20 protein-coding genes are annotated in these 19,091 nt (G+C 67.0%); 12 read left to right on the top strand and 8 right to left on the bottom strand.

The features are described 5' to 3' along the window. The first annotated feature begins 22 nt into the window (after nucleotides 1-22). Together CKO27_RS00400 and CKO27_RS00395 are read left to right on the top strand one after the other, a co-directional pair. On the top strand, nucleotides 23-604 hold the full coding sequence (locus CKO27_RS00400) for a cytochrome b (protein WP_200372664.1): 582 nt from the start codon (nucleotides 23-25) through the stop codon (nucleotides 602-604). 342 nt (nucleotides 605-946) lie between these two features. Beyond that, the gene (locus tag CKO27_RS00395; protein WP_200372663.1) at nucleotides 947-1,606 is read left to right on the top strand and encodes a hypothetical protein; all 660 of its coding nucleotides are present in this window, start codon (nucleotides 947-949) and stop codon (nucleotides 1,604-1,606) included. 27 nt (nucleotides 1,607-1,633) lie between these two features. Here the strand turns inward: CKO27_RS00395 and CKO27_RS00390 are convergent, their stop codons facing one another. The 3 genes from CKO27_RS00390 to CKO27_RS00380 form a co-directional block, all read right to left on the bottom strand. Beyond that, nucleotides 1,634-2,074 carry a bacteriohemerythrin gene (locus CKO27_RS00390; protein WP_200372662.1) on the bottom strand — a complete coding sequence of 147 codons (441 nt, stop codon included), beginning with the start codon at nucleotides 2,072-2,074 and terminating at the stop codon, nucleotides 1,634-1,636. 29 nt (nucleotides 2,075-2,103) lie between these two features. Then, on the bottom strand, nucleotides 2,104-2,988 hold the full coding sequence (locus CKO27_RS00385; protein WP_200372661.1) for an SIR2 family protein: 885 nt from the start codon (nucleotides 2,986-2,988) through the stop codon (nucleotides 2,104-2,106). Between the two features lie 279 nt (nucleotides 2,989-3,267). Next, nucleotides 3,268-5,172, bottom strand: a complete 1,905-nt coding sequence (locus CKO27_RS00380) for a DEAD/DEAH box helicase (protein WP_200372660.1) — start codon at nucleotides 5,170-5,172, stop codon at nucleotides 3,268-3,270. Between the two features lie 293 nt (nucleotides 5,173-5,465). Between CKO27_RS00380 and CKO27_RS00375 the strand changes: the two genes are divergently transcribed. From CKO27_RS00375 to CKO27_RS00360, 4 genes are all read left to right on the top strand, one after another. Beyond that, nucleotides 5,466-6,794 (top strand): ABC1 kinase family protein, encoded by a 1,329-nt coding sequence (locus CKO27_RS00375; RefSeq protein ID WP_200372659.1) that lies wholly within the window; start codon nucleotides 5,466-5,468, stop codon nucleotides 6,792-6,794. 73 nt (nucleotides 6,795-6,867) lie between these two features. After that, nucleotides 6,868-8,568: a cation:proton antiporter domain-containing protein gene (locus CKO27_RS00370; RefSeq protein WP_200372658.1), complete on the top strand. Its 1,701-nt coding sequence runs from the start codon at nucleotides 6,868-6,870 to the stop codon at nucleotides 8,566-8,568. Nucleotides 8,569-8,751: 183 nt separating this feature from the next. Further along, complete coding sequence (locus CKO27_RS00365; protein ID WP_200372656.1) at nucleotides 8,752-9,417, top strand: protein-L-isoaspartate O-methyltransferase family protein; 666 nt, start codon at nucleotides 8,752-8,754, stop codon at nucleotides 9,415-9,417. A 147-nt stretch (nucleotides 9,418-9,564) separates the two neighbouring features. After that, nucleotides 9,565-10,143, top strand: coding sequence for an isochorismatase family protein (locus CKO27_RS00360; RefSeq protein WP_200372654.1), 579 nt, complete (start codon nucleotides 9,565-9,567; stop codon nucleotides 10,141-10,143). Here the strand turns inward: CKO27_RS00360 and waaA are convergent. Both waaA and hldE read right to left on the bottom strand, forming a co-directional pair. Next, nucleotides 10,136-11,425, bottom strand: a complete 1,290-nt coding sequence (waaA, locus tag CKO27_RS00355) for a lipid IV(A) 3-deoxy-D-manno-octulosonic acid transferase (RefSeq protein ID WP_200372652.1) — start codon at nucleotides 11,423-11,425, stop codon at nucleotides 10,136-10,138. The two genes, CKO27_RS00360 and waaA, sit on opposite strands and share 8 nt — an antisense overlap. 30 nt (nucleotides 11,426-11,455) lie before the next feature. Further along, complete coding sequence (gene hldE, locus CKO27_RS00350; protein WP_276570107.1) at nucleotides 11,456-12,886, bottom strand: bifunctional D-glycero-beta-D-manno-heptose-7-phosphate kinase/D-glycero-beta-D-manno-heptose 1-phosphate adenylyltransferase HldE; 1,431 nt, start codon at nucleotides 12,884-12,886, stop codon at nucleotides 11,456-11,458. A 254-nt stretch (nucleotides 12,887-13,140) separates the two neighbouring features. On the opposite strand from hldE, the gene CKO27_RS00345 reads away from it, so the two are divergent. Beyond that, on the top strand, nucleotides 13,141-13,689 hold the full coding sequence (locus CKO27_RS00345; RefSeq protein ID WP_200372650.1) for a DUF302 domain-containing protein: 549 nt from the start codon (nucleotides 13,141-13,143) through the stop codon (nucleotides 13,687-13,689). 202 nt (nucleotides 13,690-13,891) lie between these two features. Here CKO27_RS00345 and CKO27_RS00340 read toward each other — a convergent pair whose 3' ends face one another. The 3 genes from CKO27_RS00340 to CKO27_RS00330 form a co-directional block, all read right to left on the bottom strand. Next, the gene (locus tag CKO27_RS00340) at nucleotides 13,892-14,404 is read right to left on the bottom strand and encodes a GNAT family N-acetyltransferase (protein WP_200372648.1); all 513 of its coding nucleotides are present in this window, start codon (nucleotides 14,402-14,404) and stop codon (nucleotides 13,892-13,894) included. Then, nucleotides 14,401-14,691 carry a type II toxin-antitoxin system TacA family antitoxin gene (locus CKO27_RS00335; protein WP_200372646.1) on the bottom strand — a complete coding sequence of 97 codons (291 nt, stop codon included), beginning with the start codon at nucleotides 14,689-14,691 and terminating at the stop codon, nucleotides 14,401-14,403. Before CKO27_RS00335 ends, CKO27_RS00340 begins: the two co-directional genes overlap by 4 nt. Nucleotides 14,692-14,901: 210 nt before the next feature. Beyond that, nucleotides 14,902-15,621: an ArsR/SmtB family transcription factor gene (locus tag CKO27_RS00330; RefSeq protein WP_200372644.1), complete on the bottom strand. Its 720-nt coding sequence runs from the start codon at nucleotides 15,619-15,621 to the stop codon at nucleotides 14,902-14,904. Between the two features lie 151 nt (nucleotides 15,622-15,772). Here CKO27_RS00330 and arsS point away from each other — a divergent pair, with 151 nt between their 5' ends. The 5 genes from arsS to CKO27_RS00305 all read left to right on the top strand — a co-directional run bounded on the left by arsS (nucleotide 15,773) and on the right by CKO27_RS00305 (nucleotide 18,627). After that, entirely contained in the window at nucleotides 15,773-16,741 is a 969-nt protein-coding gene (arsS, locus tag CKO27_RS00325) for an arsenosugar biosynthesis radical SAM (seleno)protein ArsS (RefSeq protein WP_200372642.1), read from the top strand. Between the two features lie 8 nt (nucleotides 16,742-16,749). Next, the gene (locus tag CKO27_RS00320) at nucleotides 16,750-17,424 is read left to right on the top strand and encodes a TIGR04283 family arsenosugar biosynthesis glycosyltransferase (RefSeq protein WP_200372640.1); all 675 of its coding nucleotides are present in this window, start codon (nucleotides 16,750-16,752) and stop codon (nucleotides 17,422-17,424) included. Next, nucleotides 17,414-18,058, top strand: coding sequence for a TIGR04282 family arsenosugar biosynthesis glycosyltransferase (locus CKO27_RS00315; protein ID WP_200372638.1), 645 nt, complete (start codon nucleotides 17,414-17,416; stop codon nucleotides 18,056-18,058). Before CKO27_RS00320 ends, CKO27_RS00315 begins: the two co-directional genes overlap by 11 nt. Nucleotides 18,059-18,062: 4 nt before the next feature. Then, nucleotides 18,063-18,284 carry an RND transporter gene (locus CKO27_RS00310; protein WP_200372636.1) on the top strand — a complete coding sequence of 74 codons (222 nt, stop codon included), beginning with the start codon at nucleotides 18,063-18,065 and terminating at the stop codon, nucleotides 18,282-18,284. Nucleotides 18,285-18,441: 157 nt separating this feature from the next. After that, on the top strand, nucleotides 18,442-18,627 hold the full coding sequence (locus CKO27_RS00305; protein ID WP_200372965.1) for a hypothetical protein: 186 nt from the start codon (nucleotides 18,442-18,444) through the stop codon (nucleotides 18,625-18,627). Nucleotides 18,628-19,091 lie beyond the last annotated feature (464 nt).

Here is a 19,091-nt window from a genome sequence, read left to right as displayed (position 1 = left end):
ACCAAGACAGGCCGCCAATACCATGAATCAGACACCATCCATGCAACGTTACGACCTGATCACCCAGGTCTTCCACTGGACCGTCGTGGTCTTGATCATCGGGCTCCTGGTCACGGACTGGCTGCGCGACGGGGCGCCCAAGCCCTCGGATTTGCGCACCGGGTATCTCAATCTGCATGTGTCGCTCGGCATCCTGATCTTCCTGGTCACGATCGCGCGGATCGGCTGGTCGCGCCTGGTCGGCGCGCCGGATCCGGTGGCCGGATCCCGCTTGATCCAGCTCGCCAGCAAGGGCGCTCACCTCCTGCTCAACCTCGCCACCCTGTTGATCCCGATCTTCGGTTTTCTGCGTCTCGCCTCCAAGGATCGGGCCGCGGATTTCTTCGGCCTCATTCAGATCCCGTCTCCGTTCGGGAACGCCCCGGCGCTGAACGACCTCATGCATATCCTGCACGGCGAGCCCATGGAACTGTTCCTCTACGGACTCATCGCTCTGCATGTGGCCGCCGCCCTCTGGCACCAGTACTACCTCCGCGACCATACCCTGGAGCGCATGCTCCCCTGGTCGCGCCGGGCCGTCGTTCGAACCGGCGCGAATGGGTAATCGACTCAGAGCTTGTGAAAAAACCTCGTAGGTACGCATCGCATCGCCTTGCCCATTATCCTACGAGTCTTCCCTGGTCGCGCCGGGCCATCCGAACCGGCGCGAACGGGTGATCGACCCAGAGCGGCCTCGCGCCGAACCGTCCATCCCCGCGACAGCAACCAACCCGCCAAGGCACTCCCGCGTACCGACATGCCCTTCAGCAACAGTGAGCAGATTTCATCGATCCTTGGCGAAATCAAGGATCTCCAACCGCAATCCATATTGGATGTGGGGTGCGGAATGGGGCTATACGGCCTCCTATGCCGTATCTACCTGGATCTCCACGGGGATCCTTCCCACATGGCCAAGCCGAATCCGCACGCCCGGCCAGGCCGGCAAACACGCATTGATGGCATCGAGGCCAATCCCCGGCTCGCGCCCTACGTACCCGAATGGGCCTACGACACCATGCATCCCGGAGAGGCGCTGACCATCTTGCCGGAACTGCCCGACGGCGCCTATGAGCTGGTGCTGGCCATCGATCTGGTCGAGTACCTGGAGCGCGACGACGCGATCGAGCTGGTCCAGCAGCTCAAGCGGGTCGGACATCGCACGATCCTCTCCACGCCCAAGAGGGTCGAGCCGAGGGAGGTAGCGGAAAACCCCTATGCCTCGCATCGCAGTCAGTGGAGCGAACAGGATCTGGCGGCGCTGGGGTTTAACAAATTTCTCCCCCATCACGCGGCCTGGATCGCGGTCCAGGATCCCGACATGGGTCCGGTCGCGCAGGTGGCGCGTCAAATCGCCCGTCGCAAGCGAGCCCCGGACAGCGTCGGACGCGCGGTTCCCAGTCCGGCGGAGCTGTCGCGGCTCGACGCCTTCGACATCAAGCTGGAACTCCAGCGGATCCAGGAAACGCTGCGGTCGGTGCAACGACAGCAGACCGTCACCAACGACGAGCGCCTGAGCCTGCGACACCGCGTACGCTCGGTGATGGGCAGGTTCCAACGGCGATCCTGAACGCGAGTGGAGCGCGCCGATCGGCGCTCACTCCCCTCCGGGTTCGCACGGATCCAGGGTCGCTTGCGCGGGTTTGGGCGCGGGCCGGTTGAGATGCCCGGCCAGGGCGCTATCCATGGTCACCGCATGTCGCGCGAACCATCCGGGAAGCTGCTCGGCCACATAGGCCCTCGCCAGCGGGATCCGACCCCGCTGGAGATGACGCCCGAACCAGTCCATCTCGCCCAGCACACGCTGGTGCTCGCCGCGATGCTCGGAGGTCGCGGAAAACCTGGACTGGTCCATCATGACCTCCTCGGCCGCGAAATGGGCATGGGTGTGCCGGACCATTTCGGGATAGAGATAGACGAAGGTAGCCTGGCTGGCCTCCCCCATGCGATTGATCAGATCGACGAATTCACGGTGATTGCGGTCCATGGCCGCAACGCCCAGGAGAAAACGGCTCTCGAAATCCTCGATCAGCGCCATGCGTCTCCTCCTCGGGCCTCGACATCGGTTTAACAGCCTGCCTCATGATACAGGGGAAGCAGCCCGCTCAAACCGTCGCTGGCACCGGCGGCGCGCAACAGGTCCGGAATATCCGCCTCGATGATCTCGACGCCCTTGCTGTCGCAGAACCGTCGTTCCTTGTCGGTGGGATCCGGGATCAAGGCCCAGCCGGCCGGGGTTCCGGCGGCGTAAATCATATCGGACATCACCATCCGCTCGGTATCGCGCAGAAACCTCAGGCCGATGAAGACATATTGCCGGCCGACCCGGTACGACTTGACGAACGCGGGGACGCCGAACCCTCCCATGAGTTCGGTGAGATAATCGACGTAATCCGCGTCCGAGGCGATATAGGTCGCGTCCGGCCGGGGGCTTCCCATCGGCTTGAAGAGGATGGGCAGGCTGGTGTCCACCTCGGCCTGATCCACCTCGCGATAGGCCGAGCCATCATAGGCATGGAGGCGGAAGCGGTAATCGGTGCCGCCCGTGCGGGCGATGCCGCGAATCAGGGTATGCGGAATATCCGCGTAGGAATCCTGAAGCTGGAGATCGCGATTGATATCGATCACATAGGGCGGTCGAACGCGGCCCAGCCAAGCGTGCAGGGGCGAGCGGGTCCAGGTTCGCTCCGCGTAGGTCGTGTTCAGGAAACGGTGCACCGCGCCACGTCCGCGCTTGAGCTCCACGTCCATGGCCGCCCTCGGGAACTCCCACATGAGACGCGCCGACATGGGCTTGCCGTTGTTCATGGCCAGGATGAGGCTGTCGCTATCGGCCGGGATGGGGGCTTGGGTCAGCGGATCGACGGCGCCGGTCAGGGCGCCGGGTCCGAGATAGGGAACTAGGACGCCAGAGGCCAGGTCCGCGGCAAGCGATTCGAGTTGTGTTGACACCTTCGGGTGACTCCCAGTAACAAACAGGCGGTCATGCATTCAAGCAATAAACCCGCCAACTTACCGGATCAGGCTCGCCCCCGCCGCTTTCCCCTGACGGCCATCGGCGCGACCAGAGGCGGAGACACCCCAGGCGAGCGATGAGCTCGGCCAAACGGACGACGCGCGAGCGTGCTCCAAGGGATGTCGCCTGCGAAAAAAAGCCGCCCCAGGGGACGGCTTGTCGCGAATCCAACAAAGGAATGGCGCCAAACACCCCGAGGTGCGCGGCGCGAGACCTTAGTCGCGAGACTTCCGGCCCGATCCCGGACCCTTCCCGGTGCTCGGACGACGCGGACCGGCCCCATCGCGATCCTTGGGACGGAAGGCACCCGGCGCGCGTGGAGCCGACGCGGGAGCCCGCGACGCAGCGGAGCGATCCCCCCCGGCATCGCCGCGACCCTCCCAGGCGGGCGTGGGGGCCTTGCCCTCGGCCGGCGAGATCCGCAGGGCCTGACCGCACACGAAGACCCGCTTGAGATGCTCGAAGACCTCGCGCGGCATGCCCTTGGGAAGATCGACGAGCGAGTACTCGTTCTGGATATCGATGCGGCCGATATAGCGGCCCTCAAGACCGGATTCATTGGCGATGGCGCCGACGATCTCACGCGGACTCACGCCGTGCTGATGCCCGACCTCGATCCGGTAACTGACCAGATCGGCGTCGTCGCGACGCGGCCGTTGCCCATCCCGAGCCTCCTCGCGGCGCGGCCGATCGTCGCGGCCCGCCTCCTGCCGCCGATCGGGCCCGCGGTCCGGCGAGCGCTGGGGACGCTCCCCCCGCTCCTCGAAGCGTTCGCGCCGGGGCGGACGCAGCGGATCATCCTTGAGGTTCAGCGGCCGATCACGCTGATTGAGATAGGCCAGCGCGGCGGCGATGTCCATGATCTCCAGCTCCTGCTCCTGCGCGATGCGCGACAGCAGGCGATAGAAGAAATCCAGATCCTCGTCCGCCCGGGTCTTGAGCAGCACCTCGGTGAAGCGGTCGATGCGCGACTCGCTCAGCGCGGCGGCGGAGGGCGGCTCCATCGCCGGGATGTTCCGCCGGATGGTCCGCTCGATGGCCTTGAGCAGCCCCCGCTCGCGCGGCTCGACCAGCAACACCGCCCGGCCCGCGCGCCCCGCCCGTCCGGTGCGGCCGATGCGGTGCACGTAGGCGGAGGGATCGGTCGGAATGTCATAGTTGACCACATGGCTGATCCGCTCGACGTCGAGCCCGCGGGCCGCCACGTCGGTCGCGACCAGCACGTCGAGCTGACCGTTCTTGAGCCGCTCGATCGTGCGCTCGCGCATCTCCTGATTCATGTCGCCGTTCAGGGGCTCGGCCGCGAAGCCATGTGCCTTGAGCTTGTCCGCCAGTTCGCTGGTCGCGTTCTTGGTACGCACGAAAATCAGCATGGCGTCGAACGGCTCCAGCTCCATGATGCGGGTAAGCGCATCGAGCTTGTGGAAACGGGTGACGATGCAGTGATGCTGATCGATGGTATTGACCGTCTCCGAGTCGCCGACGATCTTGACCTCGACCGGATCGACCAGCCGATCCTGGGCGACGCGTCGGATCCCGCTCGGCATGGTGGCCGAGAAGAGCGCGACCTGGCGCTCGGCCGGGGCCTGATCGAAGATCCAGTCGATGTCCTCCGCGAAGCCCATGTTGAGCATCTCGTCGGCCTCGTCCAGGACCAGGGTGCGAATCCCCTCAAGCGACAGGGTACCGCGGCGGATGTGGTCCATGACCCGGCCCGGGGTGCCCACGATCACCTGCGGATTGCGCTTGAGCTGGCCGAGCTGGAGCCCATAGGCCTGGCCACCATAGATAGGCAGCACGTTGAAACCCTTGAGATGCTTCGCATAGCCCTGAAACGCCTCCGCGACCTGGAGCGCCAGTTCGCGGGTCGGCGTCAGCACCAGGATCTGGGGGCGCCGCAGATCCGGGTCGATGCGGCTGAGCAGCGGCAAGGCGAAGGCGGCGGTCTTGCCGGTTCCGGTCTGGGCTTGGCCGAGCAGATCGCGACCCGCGAGCAGGTGAGGAATGCACTGGAGCTGGATCGCCGTCGGCGTTTCGTAGCCGAGTTCAAGAACGGCCTGCTCGATAACGGGAGCAAGGCCGAGGGCGTCGAAGCCGACGCTCGTTTCGGGGGTTTCCATGATGGGGGCCTCTCGGAGAGGAAAGAGTCGCGCCCGTGGAGAAGGCCGACCGGCCAGCCTAGAGGGAGTCGCGGAATAACCGGTTATTATCAATGAAGGCATGCCCAGACACAACTAAAATACTCCATCTCTTTATTAACCGATGAGTGGCCGCTCCCTATCCGCGAAGACGTTCCAGCCACTCAGGGCTTCGGCTCGCGCGGAACTCCCGGCTCGCACTCCCGGTCTACCGCCACCAGTTCCGTGCCACGTCCGCCAGGACTCCGCGCATTCATCTTTAGGAAGGAATCCCCATGCCTCAGTCTCCCCCGTCGTTCGGCGGCGCCGTCCCCAGCAAGCGCCTGAGCCGCCTTTGGCATCTCGGCCGCGCCACCGGCGACCTGGCCGCGGGTATCGGCGTGAAGGGTTTGATCGATCTGGCCCGCGCGCGCGGGACCGGCCAGTCCGCGCGCATCCAGTTGTCACCCGAACATACCCGCCGCTTCACCGACCGGCTCGCCCACATGCGCGGCGCGGTGATGAAGATGGGTCAGCTCATGTCCATGGACGGCTCGGATATCTTCACACCCGAGGCCGCCGAGATCATGGGGGCGCTGCGCGACCGCGCCCAATCCATGCCCATGAGCCAGCTCGCCCGCGTCCTTGAGGCCGAGTACGGCGCGCACTGGGATAAGCGGTTCAAACGCTTCGAGTTCACCCCCATCGCCTCGGCCTCCATCGGACAGGTCCATCGCGCCGAGACCAGGGACGGACGCCGGCTCGCCCTCAAGATCCAGTTCCCCGGCGTACGCGAAAGCATCGACAGCGATATCGACAACCTGGCCTTCCTGGGGCGCTCGCTCGGCATGGCGCCGAAGGGCCTGGACATCGGACCCTTCCTGGACGAGGCCCGGCGTCAGCTCCATCGTGAGGCCGACTACGCCGCCGAGGCCGAGGCGCTGGACGCCTATCGCGCCTGGGTCGGCGAGGATCCGGACTTCCTCATCCCCGGCGTCCACCGGGATCTGACCACCCACAACATCCTGGCGATGGATTTCGCCGACGGCGTGCCGCTGGATCGTCTGGCCGGACCCGAATACCGCCGCGCCGAGCGTGACCGTGCGGCCACGCTGCTGATGCGTCTGTCGCTGCGCGAGCTGTTCGAGTTCGGTCTGGTGCAGACCGATCCGAACTTCGGCAACTATCTCTACAACGCCGCGAGCGGTCGGATCGCGCTCCTGGATTTCGGCGCCACCAAATCGGTCGCCCCCGCCCTGGTGGAGTCATACCGCCAGCTCGCCCGTAGCGCGATCGCCAATGATCGCGCCGGGATGCGGGCCGCCTCGGTCGCGCTCGGCTATGTCGGCGAAAACGATCCGGGCGAGCACATCGACGCCATGATGGACCTGCTCCAGATGGCGTCCGAGCCGCTGCGACAGGCCGGTCATTATGATTTCGGCCTGTCCGACCTCTTCGAGCGGGTCTACCACCAGGGACGCGACATGTTCCACTCGGGCGTGTTCAGCACCGCGCCCGCCCCCGAGACCATGTTCCTGCATCGCAAGTTCATGGGCTCCTTCATGCTTTCGCGGCGGTTGAGGGCGCGCGTGGAATTATCGGAAATCGCCCGCGCCTGTATCTGAAGCGAGCGAGCGGTCGCTGAGCAGGCCGAGACGATCGAGCCCACGGCCGCCTGGATCTTGGTAGAGTTCCGGGATGGAACTGCATAGCTTCATCCTCTCCGCCATCGTCCTGCTGACCGCGGCGGCCCTGTCGGTGGCCCTGTTCAAGCATCTGGGCCTGGGCTCGATCCTCGGCCTCCTGGTGGCGGGGATCATCGTCGGTCCGCACTCGCCCGGACCCTACGTGACCGCGCATGTCGAGGACGTGCGCAACTTCACCGAGCTGGGCGTGGTGCTGCTGCTGTTCATGATCGGGCTGGAGATGCAACCCAAGCGGCTGTGGGCGCTGCGCCGCGAGGTCTTCGGCCTGGGCACGGTGCAGATCCTGCTCTCCGGCGTCCTCATCGGCGGCTATATCGCCTTCTATCAGCCGTCTTGGCAGGCCGCGCTGCTGATTGGCTTCACCATGGCCCTCTCGTCCACCGCGCTGGTCATGCAACTGCTGCACGAACGCGGTGATCTGGCGACCCGCCACGGCACCACCGCCTTCGCCATCCTGCTGATGCAGGATCTGGCCGTGGTGCCCATGCTGGCGATGGTCCCGCTACTGTCCGATCCAGGGGGCATCTCGCCGGAGATATCGATCGGCGAGCAGATCCTGACCCTGATCGGCATGGTGGGGCTGGTGATCCTCTGCGGACGCTTTGTCGTCCCTTTCGCGCTGGAGCGGCTGCTGCGTCAGAACAATCGCGAAGCCTTCGCGCTGGTGGTGATGCTGTCGGTCTTCCTGGCGGCCTGGGCCATGCACAAGGTCGGACTGTCCATGGCGCTGGGGGCCTTCATGATGGGGATGCTGCTCTCCACCTCGCGTTTCAGCTTCCAGATCCAGGCCCACGTCGAGCCCTTCAAGGGGCTGCTGATGAGCGTCTTCTTCGTCGCCGTGGGCATGTCGATCGATCTGCCGGCGATCGTGGAACAGCCACTGCGGCTCGCCCAGCATGTGGTGGTGATCCTCGGCATCAAGCTGCTCGTGCTCTTTCTGATCGCGCTCATGTTCGGGCTGCCGCGTGGGGTCGCGACGCGGGTCGCCTTCCTGCTCGCCCAGAACGGCGAATTCGGGTTCGTGCTGTTCGGCTTCGCCAAGGCGTTGGGCGTCATCGACGGAGCCACCTTCGTGCTGGCCGTGAGCGTGATCTCGGTCAGCATGCTGCTGACCCCGCTGTTGGTACGCCTCGGCGACAACCTGGCCCGCCGCGCCGAGCGGCGCGTCACCACGCCCGAGTCGTTCGGCTTCGAGACCACGGGCATCGCGCCCAAGGAACGGGTCGTGATCGCCGGTTACGGGCGCGTGGGTCATACCATCGCCACCTTGCTGGAGGTCAACCAGATCCCCTTCATCGCCTTCGACACCAATCCGACCAATGTCGAGCATGGGGTGCGCGATGGCCGGGCCGTCTACTACGGGGATATCGGCGACATGGAACTGCTGGCCGCGGCCCAGGTCGGCAGCGCCTCGCTGGTCATCCTGACCATCGACCACGGACCGACCGCTCTGCGTGCCGTCTCGCACATTCGCCACGCCTATCCGCACGTCCCGGTCATCGCCCGCGCCCGCGATCTGGACGCCTGCGGCAGTCTGATCCGCGCCGGCGCGACCCGCGCCTATCCCGAGGCGATCGAAAGCAGTCTGCGGCTGGGGGCGGAGGCGCTCGAAATGCTCGGCATCCCGACCGATGACGTGGATTCGCTGCTCCAGGGCGTGCGCGGCCAGAATTATGCCCAGGTGGTGGAGTGAGCCGGCGTCGGGAGCCAGGCGTCAGCCTGAGGCAGGGCGCCCGCCCCGGCTCGATCCCGACGGCGGACCCCAACCTTTGTCGCGTCGACCGAGCGCCGAGGTCCGGTTGCCCTGACCGCCCAAACTGAGTAGGCTCACGAGCCGCTTCATTTCAAACAACAATCTCCGGGGGACACCCGCTTCATGGACAACAGCACCGAGTTGGCCCGTTTCAACATGATCCAGCAGCAGATCCGGCCATGGGGTGTGCTCGACGAGCGCGTCCTGGAGGTGATGGGCGAGATCCCGCGCGAGTCCTTCGTGCCCGACGCCTATCGCGGCCTGGCCTATGCCGACATCGAGACGCCGAACGACATCGGCGGCCTCATGCTCGCGCCCAAGGTGGTGGGTCATCTGTTGCAGGCGCTCGCCGTCCAACCCGGCGACCGGGTGCTGGAGATCGGGACCGGCGCGGGTTATGTGACGGCCTGTCTGAGCCGACTCGGCGGGCGTGTCATCAGCCTTGAGATCGATGCCGCTCAGGCGACGGCGGCGCGCGAACGCCTCGCGGCGCTCAAGCTCGAGCGCATCGAGGTCCGCGAGGGCGATGGACTGGCCGGGCCGATCGCCGACGGCCCCTTCGACGCCATCGCGATCAAGGGCTCCATGCCGACCGAGGACGCCCTGCCAATGCTGCGCGGACAACTGGCGATCGGCGGGCGTCTCTTCTGCATCCTCGGCGCGGCGCCGGCCATGGAGTGCGTGCGGATCACCCGGGTCGGCCAGAACGACTATCGCCGCGAATCCCTGTTCGAGACCCATGTGCCGCCATTGCGCAACGCGCCCGAACCGGCGGGATTCGAGTTCTGAGGCCGGCCAGGCCAGGGGCGATCGATTGACGCCGACCGTCAGGCACCATTGAGTTGTTCAATCCTTGCTCTTCGCAGGGCTAATAGTGCACACTCCTCCGACCCCGCTCGGGGACGAATAACGAATACATTCAGAGGACAAGCACTCATGAGCACCAATCAGCCACAGATGCCGCTATGTCAGCGGGCCTTATCCCAACTTCTCATCATCGACGCCCAGGAACGACTCGCGGCCGCCATGCCCGCGGACGAGTTGGATCTGGTCGTCGAGAACATCAATCGTCTGATCGCGGCCGCCAAGATCCTCGATATCCCGGTCATCGCCACCCAGCACAACTCCAAGGGGCTCGGCCCCATCCTGGAGACGATTCGCACCAATATGCCGATGGTGCATGAGCCGACGGAAAAGACCGCCTTTTCCTGCTGCACCGCGCCTGGGTTCGAGCGCAACATTTCCTCCCACCCGGAGCGGCGCCAACTGATCGTCGTCGGCATGGAGGCGCATATCTGCATCGCCCAAACCGTCTCCGGGCTGCAACGCTGGGGCTATCAGGTGTTCGTGCCGGCCGACGGCATCATCTCGCGCAAGACCGCCTACAAGGAGAGCGTCCTGGAGCGCATGCGCACCGGCGGCATCCAGGTGGTCTGCACCGAGTCGGTCGGATTCGAGTGGATCGGCGACTCGAGCGACGAACAGTTCCGCGCGGTCTGGTCGCTGTTCAAATAAGCCGTTCCAACCGCCCCCCCGGATCGAGAACCCCGTCGATCAAGACGACCAGCCGATCCAGCGCTCCCCGATTCCGTTCGACGACCGCCAGGCCCCGCGCGCCCATCCGGGCGCGCAGGGTCGCGTCTTCCAGCCAAGTCAGCATCCGCTCCGCCAGTTGCTCCGCGTCGGCGACCCGCGCCGCCGCGCCCTCGTCCAGAAGCATCGCGGTCATCGCCGCGAAGTTGAAGGTGTAGGGTCCCACCGCCACGGGCACGCCCGCTGCGGCCGCCTCCAGCGGATTATGACCACCGGTCGGCACCAGGCTGCCGCCGATGAAGGCCGCGTCGCCGGCCGCGAGAAAGGCCGGCAGCTCACCCATGGTGTCGCCAAGAAACACCGACGCCCCAGAATCGCCGTCGGTCTCCCCGGTGCGGCGCGTCAGCGAAAAGCCTTCGCGAACGACCAGCGAGGCGACCCGGTCGAAGCGCTCCGGATGGCGCGGCACCAGCACCAACAGGGCTTCTGGCATTCGCTCCAGCAGGCGCCGATGGGCCTTGAGGAGCCGGACCTCCTCACCCTCGTGCGTGCTGGCGGCCACCCACACCGGGCGTTGTGGCCCCCAGATCCGACGGATCGCCTCGGCCTTTTCGAGCTGGCTGGCGGGCTGACGCAGATCGAATTTGATACTGCCGGTGACCCGCACGCGCCCAGGATCCGCGCCGAGATCGACGAACCGCCGCGCGTCGGCGTCCGCCTGCGCGGCGATCAGGGCGAAGCGCCGCAGGGTCTCGCGGGTCAGTCCGGGAAGCCGGGCATAGCCCCGTGCCGAGCGTTCCGAGAGTCGCGCGTTCGCCAGCACCACCGGGATCGCGCGCCGTTCGCAGGCGGCCAGCGTATTGGGCCAGATCTCGGTCTCCATGACGACGACCAGCGCGGGTCGGATCTGGTCGAGAAAGCGCTCCAGGAGGCCCGGCAGATCGAAGGGGGTATAGCGATGCTCGACGCTCGCGCCGAAGAGTTCGCGCACGCGGGCGGCCCCCGTGGGTGTCGTGGTGGTGACCAGGATGCGCCGCGCGGGATCGCGCTTGAGCCAGCGCCGGATCAGCGGCTCGGCGGCCTGGGCCTCGCCGACCGAGACGGCATGGAGCCAGATGTCGGCGACCGGCGCGGGCGCGCCCCAGGCCAGCCGCTCGGCGACGCGCCGACGGTAGGCCGGCGTCTTGAGACCGCGCCAGAATAGCCGCGCCAGCGCCAGCGGCAGGATAAGTCGCAGCAGCAGGCTGTAGAGCGCCAGGTTCACGCGCGCGCCCGAGTCCGCCGAACGCGCGGCCTAGACATCGCGGATCGCCCCAATGATCCGACTGGTCGAGCGTCCCGGCAGGAAATCGATCACGCGCACCTCGCCGCCGTTGGCGCGCACGCCATCGGCCCCGGCGATGTCATCCGGCCGATAATCGCCGCCCTTGACCAGCACATCCGGTTTCACGCGAGAGATCAGCGACTCCGGCGTGTCCTCTCCAAAGGGACAGACCCAATCGACCGAGGCCAGCCCGGCCAGCACCGCCATCCGCTGTTCGACCCCATTGATCGGCCGACCCTCGCCCTTGAGCCGCCGCACCGAATCGTCGTCGTTGACCGCCACGATGAGTCGATCGCCCAGGCGCCTAGCCTGCTGGAGATAGCTCACATGGCCCTCGTGAAGGATATCGAAGCAGCCATTGGTCATGACCAGCCGCTCGCCCGCCGCGCGGGCGGCGGCGGCCGCCGCGATCAGCCCCTCCCGGTCCAGGACGCCATGCCATTCGACACCTCGATGGGCGCGCGCCAATTCCGCCGCGCTCACGCTCGCCGCGCCCAGTTTGCCGACCGCGAGACCGGCGGCGCGATTGGCTAGGGCGCAGGACTCGTCGATCGGCGTCCCCGCGCCCAGCGCCGCCGCCAGCGTGGCGATGACCGTATCGCCCGCGCCGGTCACGTCGAACACCTCGCGCGCCTGGGTCGGCAGATGCAAGGCCGCCGCGTCCGCGCGCAGCAACAGCATGCCGCGCTCGCCGAGCGTCACCAGCAGGGCCTCCAGACCGAGATCGGCGCGCAACCGCTGGGCCTTCTCCACCAGCACGGCCTCGTTCCCGCAAACCCCGACGATCTCCTCCAGCTCGGCACGGTTCGGGGTCAGGATGGTCGCGCCACGATAGCGGGCGAAGTCGCGCCCCTTGGGATCGACCAGGACCGGCTTGCCGAGCGCCCGCGCCGCCGCGATCAGAGGTCGGGGATCGGCCAGGGTGCCCTTGGCGTAGTCCGAGAGCAGCAAGAGATCCGTCTCGGCGAGGCCAGCCTCGACCAGGGCCGGCAGGGGATCGGCGTCGAGCGGCGCGAGCGATTGCTCGAAATCGAGCCGGATGAGTTGCTGATGATGGCTCATCACCCGCAGCTTGGTGATGGTTGGGCGATCGGCGCGACGGTGCAGGCGCGTCTCGATGCCCCGCTCGGCCAGGCGCGCGGCCAGGATATCCGCCGCCTCGTCCGCCCCCGTCACGCCGACCAGGATCGTGCGTGCGCCGAGCGCGGCCAGATTGAGCGCCACGTTCGCCGCCCCGCCGGGCCGATCCTCGACCGACTCCACATGCACGACAGGCACCGGAGCCTCCGGCGAGATGCGCCGCGTCGCGCCGGTCCAGTAGCGATCGAGCATCAGATCCCCCGCGACCAGGACACGGGCGCGGGAGAAATCGGGAAAGGGAGATGGTGAACTCGCGCTCAAGGTCGGATCCGATTGAGTAAAGGCTCGCAGTCTAGACCGAAGATCATGGATCGCGCGATAGCCGAACCCCGCGACCAGGGGTCGACCCGACGCGCGCGGACCGTCCCTACCGAATCATGGCGTTCCGAGCCGTACTAGGCCCGCGCTTCGTCTGGAACGTTTTCCAACGGGTGCGGTGGAACCAGTCGGCGGCGGATAAACAAACAGGCGGGACGGGGCGAATACCCATAGGCACCAACTTGGCTGGCAACTCATTGAAATCCTACTCGGTCGGCGAGACGCTCGACCGGCTGGAAGCCGTCCTGCGCGAGAAAGGCGTCACCGTCTTCGCCCGCATCGATCACAGCGCCGGGGCCAAGGACGCCGGGCTGACGCTGCGCCCCACCCGACTGTTGATCTTCGGCAACCCCAAGGCTGGAACGTCGCTGATGCAGGCGGCCCCGACCATCGGCCTGGATCTGCCCCTGAAGGTGCTGGCCTGGGAGGATGACGCCGGGAAGGTTCACGTCGTCTGGAATAGCCCAGCCTATTTGATCGAGCGGCACGGACTGGAGGCCGGCTACACCAAGAATCTGGCCGCCATCGAGGGGCTGATCGGCGCGGCGCTGAAGTTGTCACAGCCTCCCGCGGCGACAACGGCCAGCGCGCCGCGCGGGCGAACAGCGCCGGACGCAAAGGAATCTGACGCTGATCCGACCGGCGGGACAGACGTCATGGGGTCTCTTGAGTCCCAGGAGCTGTCGCCCCGCTCTGGCGGCAATCCGGAAGGACTCTGCCAATTCCGGCCGCTCACTCCCCGCTGAGGGGCAGCGGGAATTCGACGCTCAGCGGACACATGTCCCGCCATTTAAGGCGCTGGGGGGTGCCATTTCTTGACGTGGCCGGGGATGATTCAGCGTTCCGAGGCCCGCCTTTGCACTCCAGCGCGATGAGGAGATCGCCGTTGAGGGAAATATCCTGGTAAGTCACCTATTTCTCCCGTGCTCCCCGCGAGCGTGGACCCAATCAGATAGGCGCGATAGGGAGTAGCGGACGCAGGTCTTTGATTAGGAGGAACAAGTGAAGCGGATCGGTCGGCGAGGGCACAAAACCGAAGTGAGCGTAGAAGCGTCGGGCGTCGTCGTCCTTGGCGTGGACCGCGAAGGCGCGGATACCGCCAATCTCGGCGGCCTGGAGCGTGCGGCGCATGGCGTCTTTGAGCAGGCCCGCGCCGATTCCACGACGCTGCCAGGTCGTAGCGACCGCCAGGCGGGCGAGCAGCATGATGGGTACGGGGTGGCGGGCGAGCCCCTTGGTCAGTCGCTCCGGAGCATCGTCATACGCCACCTCACCCACTACCAGGGTGTAGAAGCCAATCACCTCCTCGTCATGCAGACCGAGATAGGTCTGCGAGGCGTTGGCCTGCTGATTGGTGAAGGCATAGCGCAGGAGGAAGCGATCAAGCGTCTCACGGCCGCTCGCGAACCCGTCGAGCGGATGGTCGCGCCGGAGCTTCTCGATCCGGAAGCCGGCCGTCATGCCGAGTCGGGCGGATCGAAAGGCGTCGGCTCACTTAAGAGACGTTCAAGGCGCGGCAGCGCGCGCGGCGGCAGATCAAGCGCGGCCATGAAGGCGCTCCAGCGCTCGGCATCGAGCCCAAAGTGCTGCCGATCGGCCAGGGTCTCGTCGGCACGCTCCAGTGCGCTGCTCAATACAAACTGGCTCACCGACTGGTGGCGCTCCTGGGCTGCGGCACTGAGCCGCGCCTTCGCCTCGGGCGTGAGCCGCAGATCGAGCTTTGTGCTTCGGGCTTGAGGGTTCGGCATGTGCGTCTCCGGTTGAGAAGCCTTGATGATATCCGCCGGACATTGTCATGACAACGCGCACTTCATTTCGTATTTTCGCGCCCAGATCATACCGGATACGCTCCGATGGTCAGCCGGCTGGCTGTTCCCCGGCCGAGCCTTGTCACCGAGTGAGCGCCTGCGGCCGACGGCGGATGCTCGCCGATGATCGAGCCACGCCCGGAGCCAGCCTCAGTCGGCATCCCGCTCGTCCGATACGATTGTTCCGCCGGCGTCTCCTTCGGACATCGGCCGCCCGGCCTGACGCCACTCCGGCATCCCGTCCTCCAGACGCCGCGCGCTGAATCCGGCCGCGCGCAGGCGGGCGACGGCTTCAAAGGAGAGAACGCACCAGGGGCCGCGACAATAGGCGACGATCTCGCGCTCGCGCGGGAGGTCGCTCAGCCGCTCTTCAAGCCGATCGAGCGGGACACTGAGCGCCCCGGCGACATGACCCTGGGCGAATTCCTCGGCGGGACGCACGTCGATCACCGTCGCCAGTCCGTCGCGCACCCGCTCCAGCAGCTCCGCGGCCGGCACCGGCTCCAGGGCGTCGCGCTCCTTGAGATAACTGGCGAGCAGTGCCTCGACCGCGTCGCTGCGGCTTTCGGCGAGCACCCGCAACGCGGCGACCGCGTCCAGCACGCAATCGTCGGCCAGGCCATAGCGCACATGCTTGCCGTCGCGGCGCGCCTGCGCCAGACCGGCGGCCTTGAGCTGTTGCAGATGCTTTGAGGTGTTGGCGACGCTCAGCCCGGTCACCCGCGCCAGGTCCTCGACGCTGCGCTCGCCCTGGGCGAGGAAATCCAGCAGCTCCAGTCGCGCGCCGCTGCCCAGGGCGCGGGCGACGATGGCGAGTTGCTCGAAGAGGGCCTGTTTGGGTTCAGGCGCGGATCCGGCGGGATGGGTCATGGTGTCGGTCGCATCGGGCGGTGATTCAACCCGGGGGTTGAGCGTCTGGCGGTGCGTCACCAGTATAGGGAAGGCGTCGGCCCAGGGGTAGGCGCGCCACGACCCGCCCGATTCCCTTTGATCATCCCTGTTGCCGACGAGGCCCGCCGCCATGCTCGACACCTTGCCCCATCTGCGACCGGGCGACTTTCCACCGCTCTCCCGGCGCCGAGCGCTGACCTTGCAGGTCAATTTCGGGCGGCTGTGCAATCAGCAATGCCGGCACTGCCACGTCGCCGCCGGGCCGAATCGTACGGAAATCATGGACCGTCCCACGCTGGAGCTGGTGATGACCACGCTGGAGCGCCTGGTGTTTCAGACCCTGGACCTGACCGGCGGCGCCCCTGAGCTTAACCCCGGCTTCCGCGACCTAGTGCGTCACGCCCGTGATCTCGGGCTGCGGGTGCTGGACCGCTGCAACCTCACGGTGCTGGCCGAGCCCGGACAGGAGGATCTGGCCGACTTCCTCGCCGCGCAGGGCTGCGCGCTGATCGCCTCGCTCCCCTGCTATCTGGCGGACAACGTCGACGCCCAGCGCGGCCAGGGTGTCTTCGAGGCCAGCCTGGCTGGACTGCGGCGGCTGAACGCGCTCGGCTATGGCGTGCCGGACAGCGGGCTCCTGCTCGATCTTGTCTACAACCCCCAAGGCCCCGAACTGCCGCCACCGCAGGCGACGCTGGAAGAGGACTATCGGCGCATCCTGCTCAGCGACTACGGTATCCGCTTCAACCGGCTGCTGACCCTGGCCAATCTCCCCATCGGGCGCTTCGGCAGCGCGCTGTTGTCGACGGGCGAATTCCATGGCTATCTGGATCGGCTGCGCGCCGCGCACCGCGTGGAGAACCTGACCGCCGTCATGTGCCGGGAGCTGATCAGCGTCGACTGGCAGGGCTGGCTGTACGACTGCGACTTCAATCAGCAACTCGGGCTGCCGCTGGCGGCCCACGCCGGCCGCGCCCATCTGCGCGACCTGCCGGATCTGCTCCTTGATGGCGCGCCCATCGCGGTCGCCGATCACTGCTACGGCTGCACCGCAGGCCAGGGGTCGAGCTGCGGCGGTGCGCTGACTGGCACAACCTGAAGCGCCCCATGCGGCTCTCCATCGTCATCCCGACCCTGAACGAGGCCGAACACATCGGCCCCCTTCTGACCGACCTCGCCCCGCTGCGTTCGACCGGGCATGAGGTGATCCTGGTCGACGGCGGCAGCACGGACGCGACCCGGTCGCTGGCCGCGTCCGGGGTCGACCGGATGCTGGAGTCCCAACGCGGGCGTGCCGCCCAGATGAACGCCGGCGCCCAGTTCGCCAGCGGCGGGATCCTCTGGTTCCTGCACGCCGACAGCCGCGTCCCGCCCGGCGCGCCAGAAGCCCTGCTCGCCGCCTGCCAGGCCGGCGCCCGCTGGGGACGCTTCGACGTGCGCCTCTCCGGGCGTCACCCGTTGCTGCGGCTGGTGGAGCGGGCCATGGACGCGCGCTCGCGCCTCACCGGCATCGCCACCGGCGATCAGGGGATCTTCGTCACCCGCGACATCTTTGCCCAGATCGGCGGCTTTCCGGACCTCCCGCTGATGGAAGACATCGCCCTCTCGAAGCGCCTGCGCCGCCTCGCCCGACCGGCCTGTCTCCGTCCGCCGCTGCTGACGTCCAGCCGGCGCTGGGAGTCGCGCGGCGTGGTGCGCACCATCCTGCTCATGTGGCGACTGCGTCTGGCCTACGCCCTGGGCGCCGATCCGGCCCAACTGGCAAGGCGCTATGACGGCTGAGGCCACGCCCGGCGGCACCCTGATCCTCTTCGCCCGCGAGCCCGTCGCGGGTCAGGTCAAGACCCGCCTCATCCCGGCTCTGGGCGCGGAGGGCGCGGCGCGGCTCTATCGCCGGCTGCTCGGGATCGCCCTGCGGGCGGGCGCCGCGACGCACGGCGCCCACCGCCAGCTCTGGTGCGCCGGGGCGCCGGCCGAGGGCGGCGAGTGCGCGCGACTGGCCGAGGCCCATGGCTTCACCTGGCATCGTCAATCCGAGGGGGATCTCGGGACGCGGATGGCGGCGGCCCTGGCCGAGGCGCTGGCCTTCGGCGACCGGGCGGTGCTGATCGGCAGCGACTGCCCGGACTATGACGCGGCTTATCTGAGCGCCGCCTTCGCCGCTATGGACGACCGCGACGCCGTGCTCGGCCCGGCGGCGGACGGCGGCTACGTCCTCATCGGGCTGCGCAGTCCGGCGCCCGAAGCGTTCGCCGGCATCCATTGGAGCAGCCCCGCCGTCCTCACCGAAACGCGCGCCGCGCTGCGGCGGATCGGTCTCACCTGGACCGAACTGCCGACCCTGCGCGACCTCGATCTCCCCGAAGACCTGATCGAGGTCGCCGATCTCCTGGACACCCACCGCCAACTGGACTGACCTCATGCTCACCTGGATCGATCGCCTGCCGCTCTCCATGTTCGTCATCATCGCCCTGACCCTCGGCCTCGCGCCCTTCCTGCCCGAGCCGCACATTTCGGAAAAGCTCAAGCTCCTGTCGGCTGGTGATCTGGTCAGGCCGATCGAAATCTTCGACCTCCTGCTGCATGGGCTGCCCTGGGTGCTGCTGATGGTGAAACTTGCGCGGAGAGGGTCGACCAGATGAGGCGTGTCGGAGCCTCGCATCGACGATGGGCCAAATTGCCGCGTCATTTTCGATCGACCGAGCCAGGACTGGATCGGTTCGGCGACAGCGCCTGATGCATGCCGAGAGGAGTGGCGTAGAATCGGGGCATTCCAGAACACCCCGATAGAGGCACCCGATGGCAAAACCCAATTACGCATTCGAGAAACGCCAGCGCGATCTGGCCAAGAAGGCCAAGAAAGAGGCCAAGCGACAGAGCAAGACAGGCTCGCCAGACCACGCGGAAAACACGGACAGCCCGGATCCGGCCGTGCCAACGCCGGCAACTGATGTGGCGCCAACGGATGAGGATACGGCCTCCTGAGACCGGCGGCGATCGACCGCTGGGTCGACCGTGGTCTGGAGCGCAACGACTCCAGCCTTCGTGCTGGAGGCTATCGGTATTGGTACGGTGCCGGGTGCGTCTCTGCTTCAGGATTCGGCTGACGGATGCGTCCATAACTGATCTTCTTGACAGCCGAGCAACCATCGCGACCGAGGTCCGCGCCGTCCGGTCAGCCGCGACTGACCGGCAGCTTCCAGCCGAGGAGGATGTGATCAGCTCCCAGAGAACCTGAGTCGCGTCTCCTGGCGCGCCGCCGCCTGGATTGTCCGACTTCGTGGCGATCACGACGGGGCCGGGATGGTCTTGATCCGGCAGGAACCCGAAGGACCGGGCCAACCCTTTCATGGCCTGAATCGAGCCGGCAACCCACGCCGACTTCCTACGTCTTCTAAGCTCGGCGCGCGCCCCATGATGCGCGGGCGGAAGCCGTCCAATGAGGGATG

Source organism: Thiocystis violacea, assembly GCF_016583575.1.
Taxonomy (GTDB): Bacteria; Pseudomonadota; Gammaproteobacteria; order Chromatiales; family Chromatiaceae; genus Thiocystis; species Thiocystis violacea.
The sequence above is the reverse complement of the archived record's forward strand: the minus strand, read 5'-3'. Positions and strand labels throughout refer to the sequence as shown.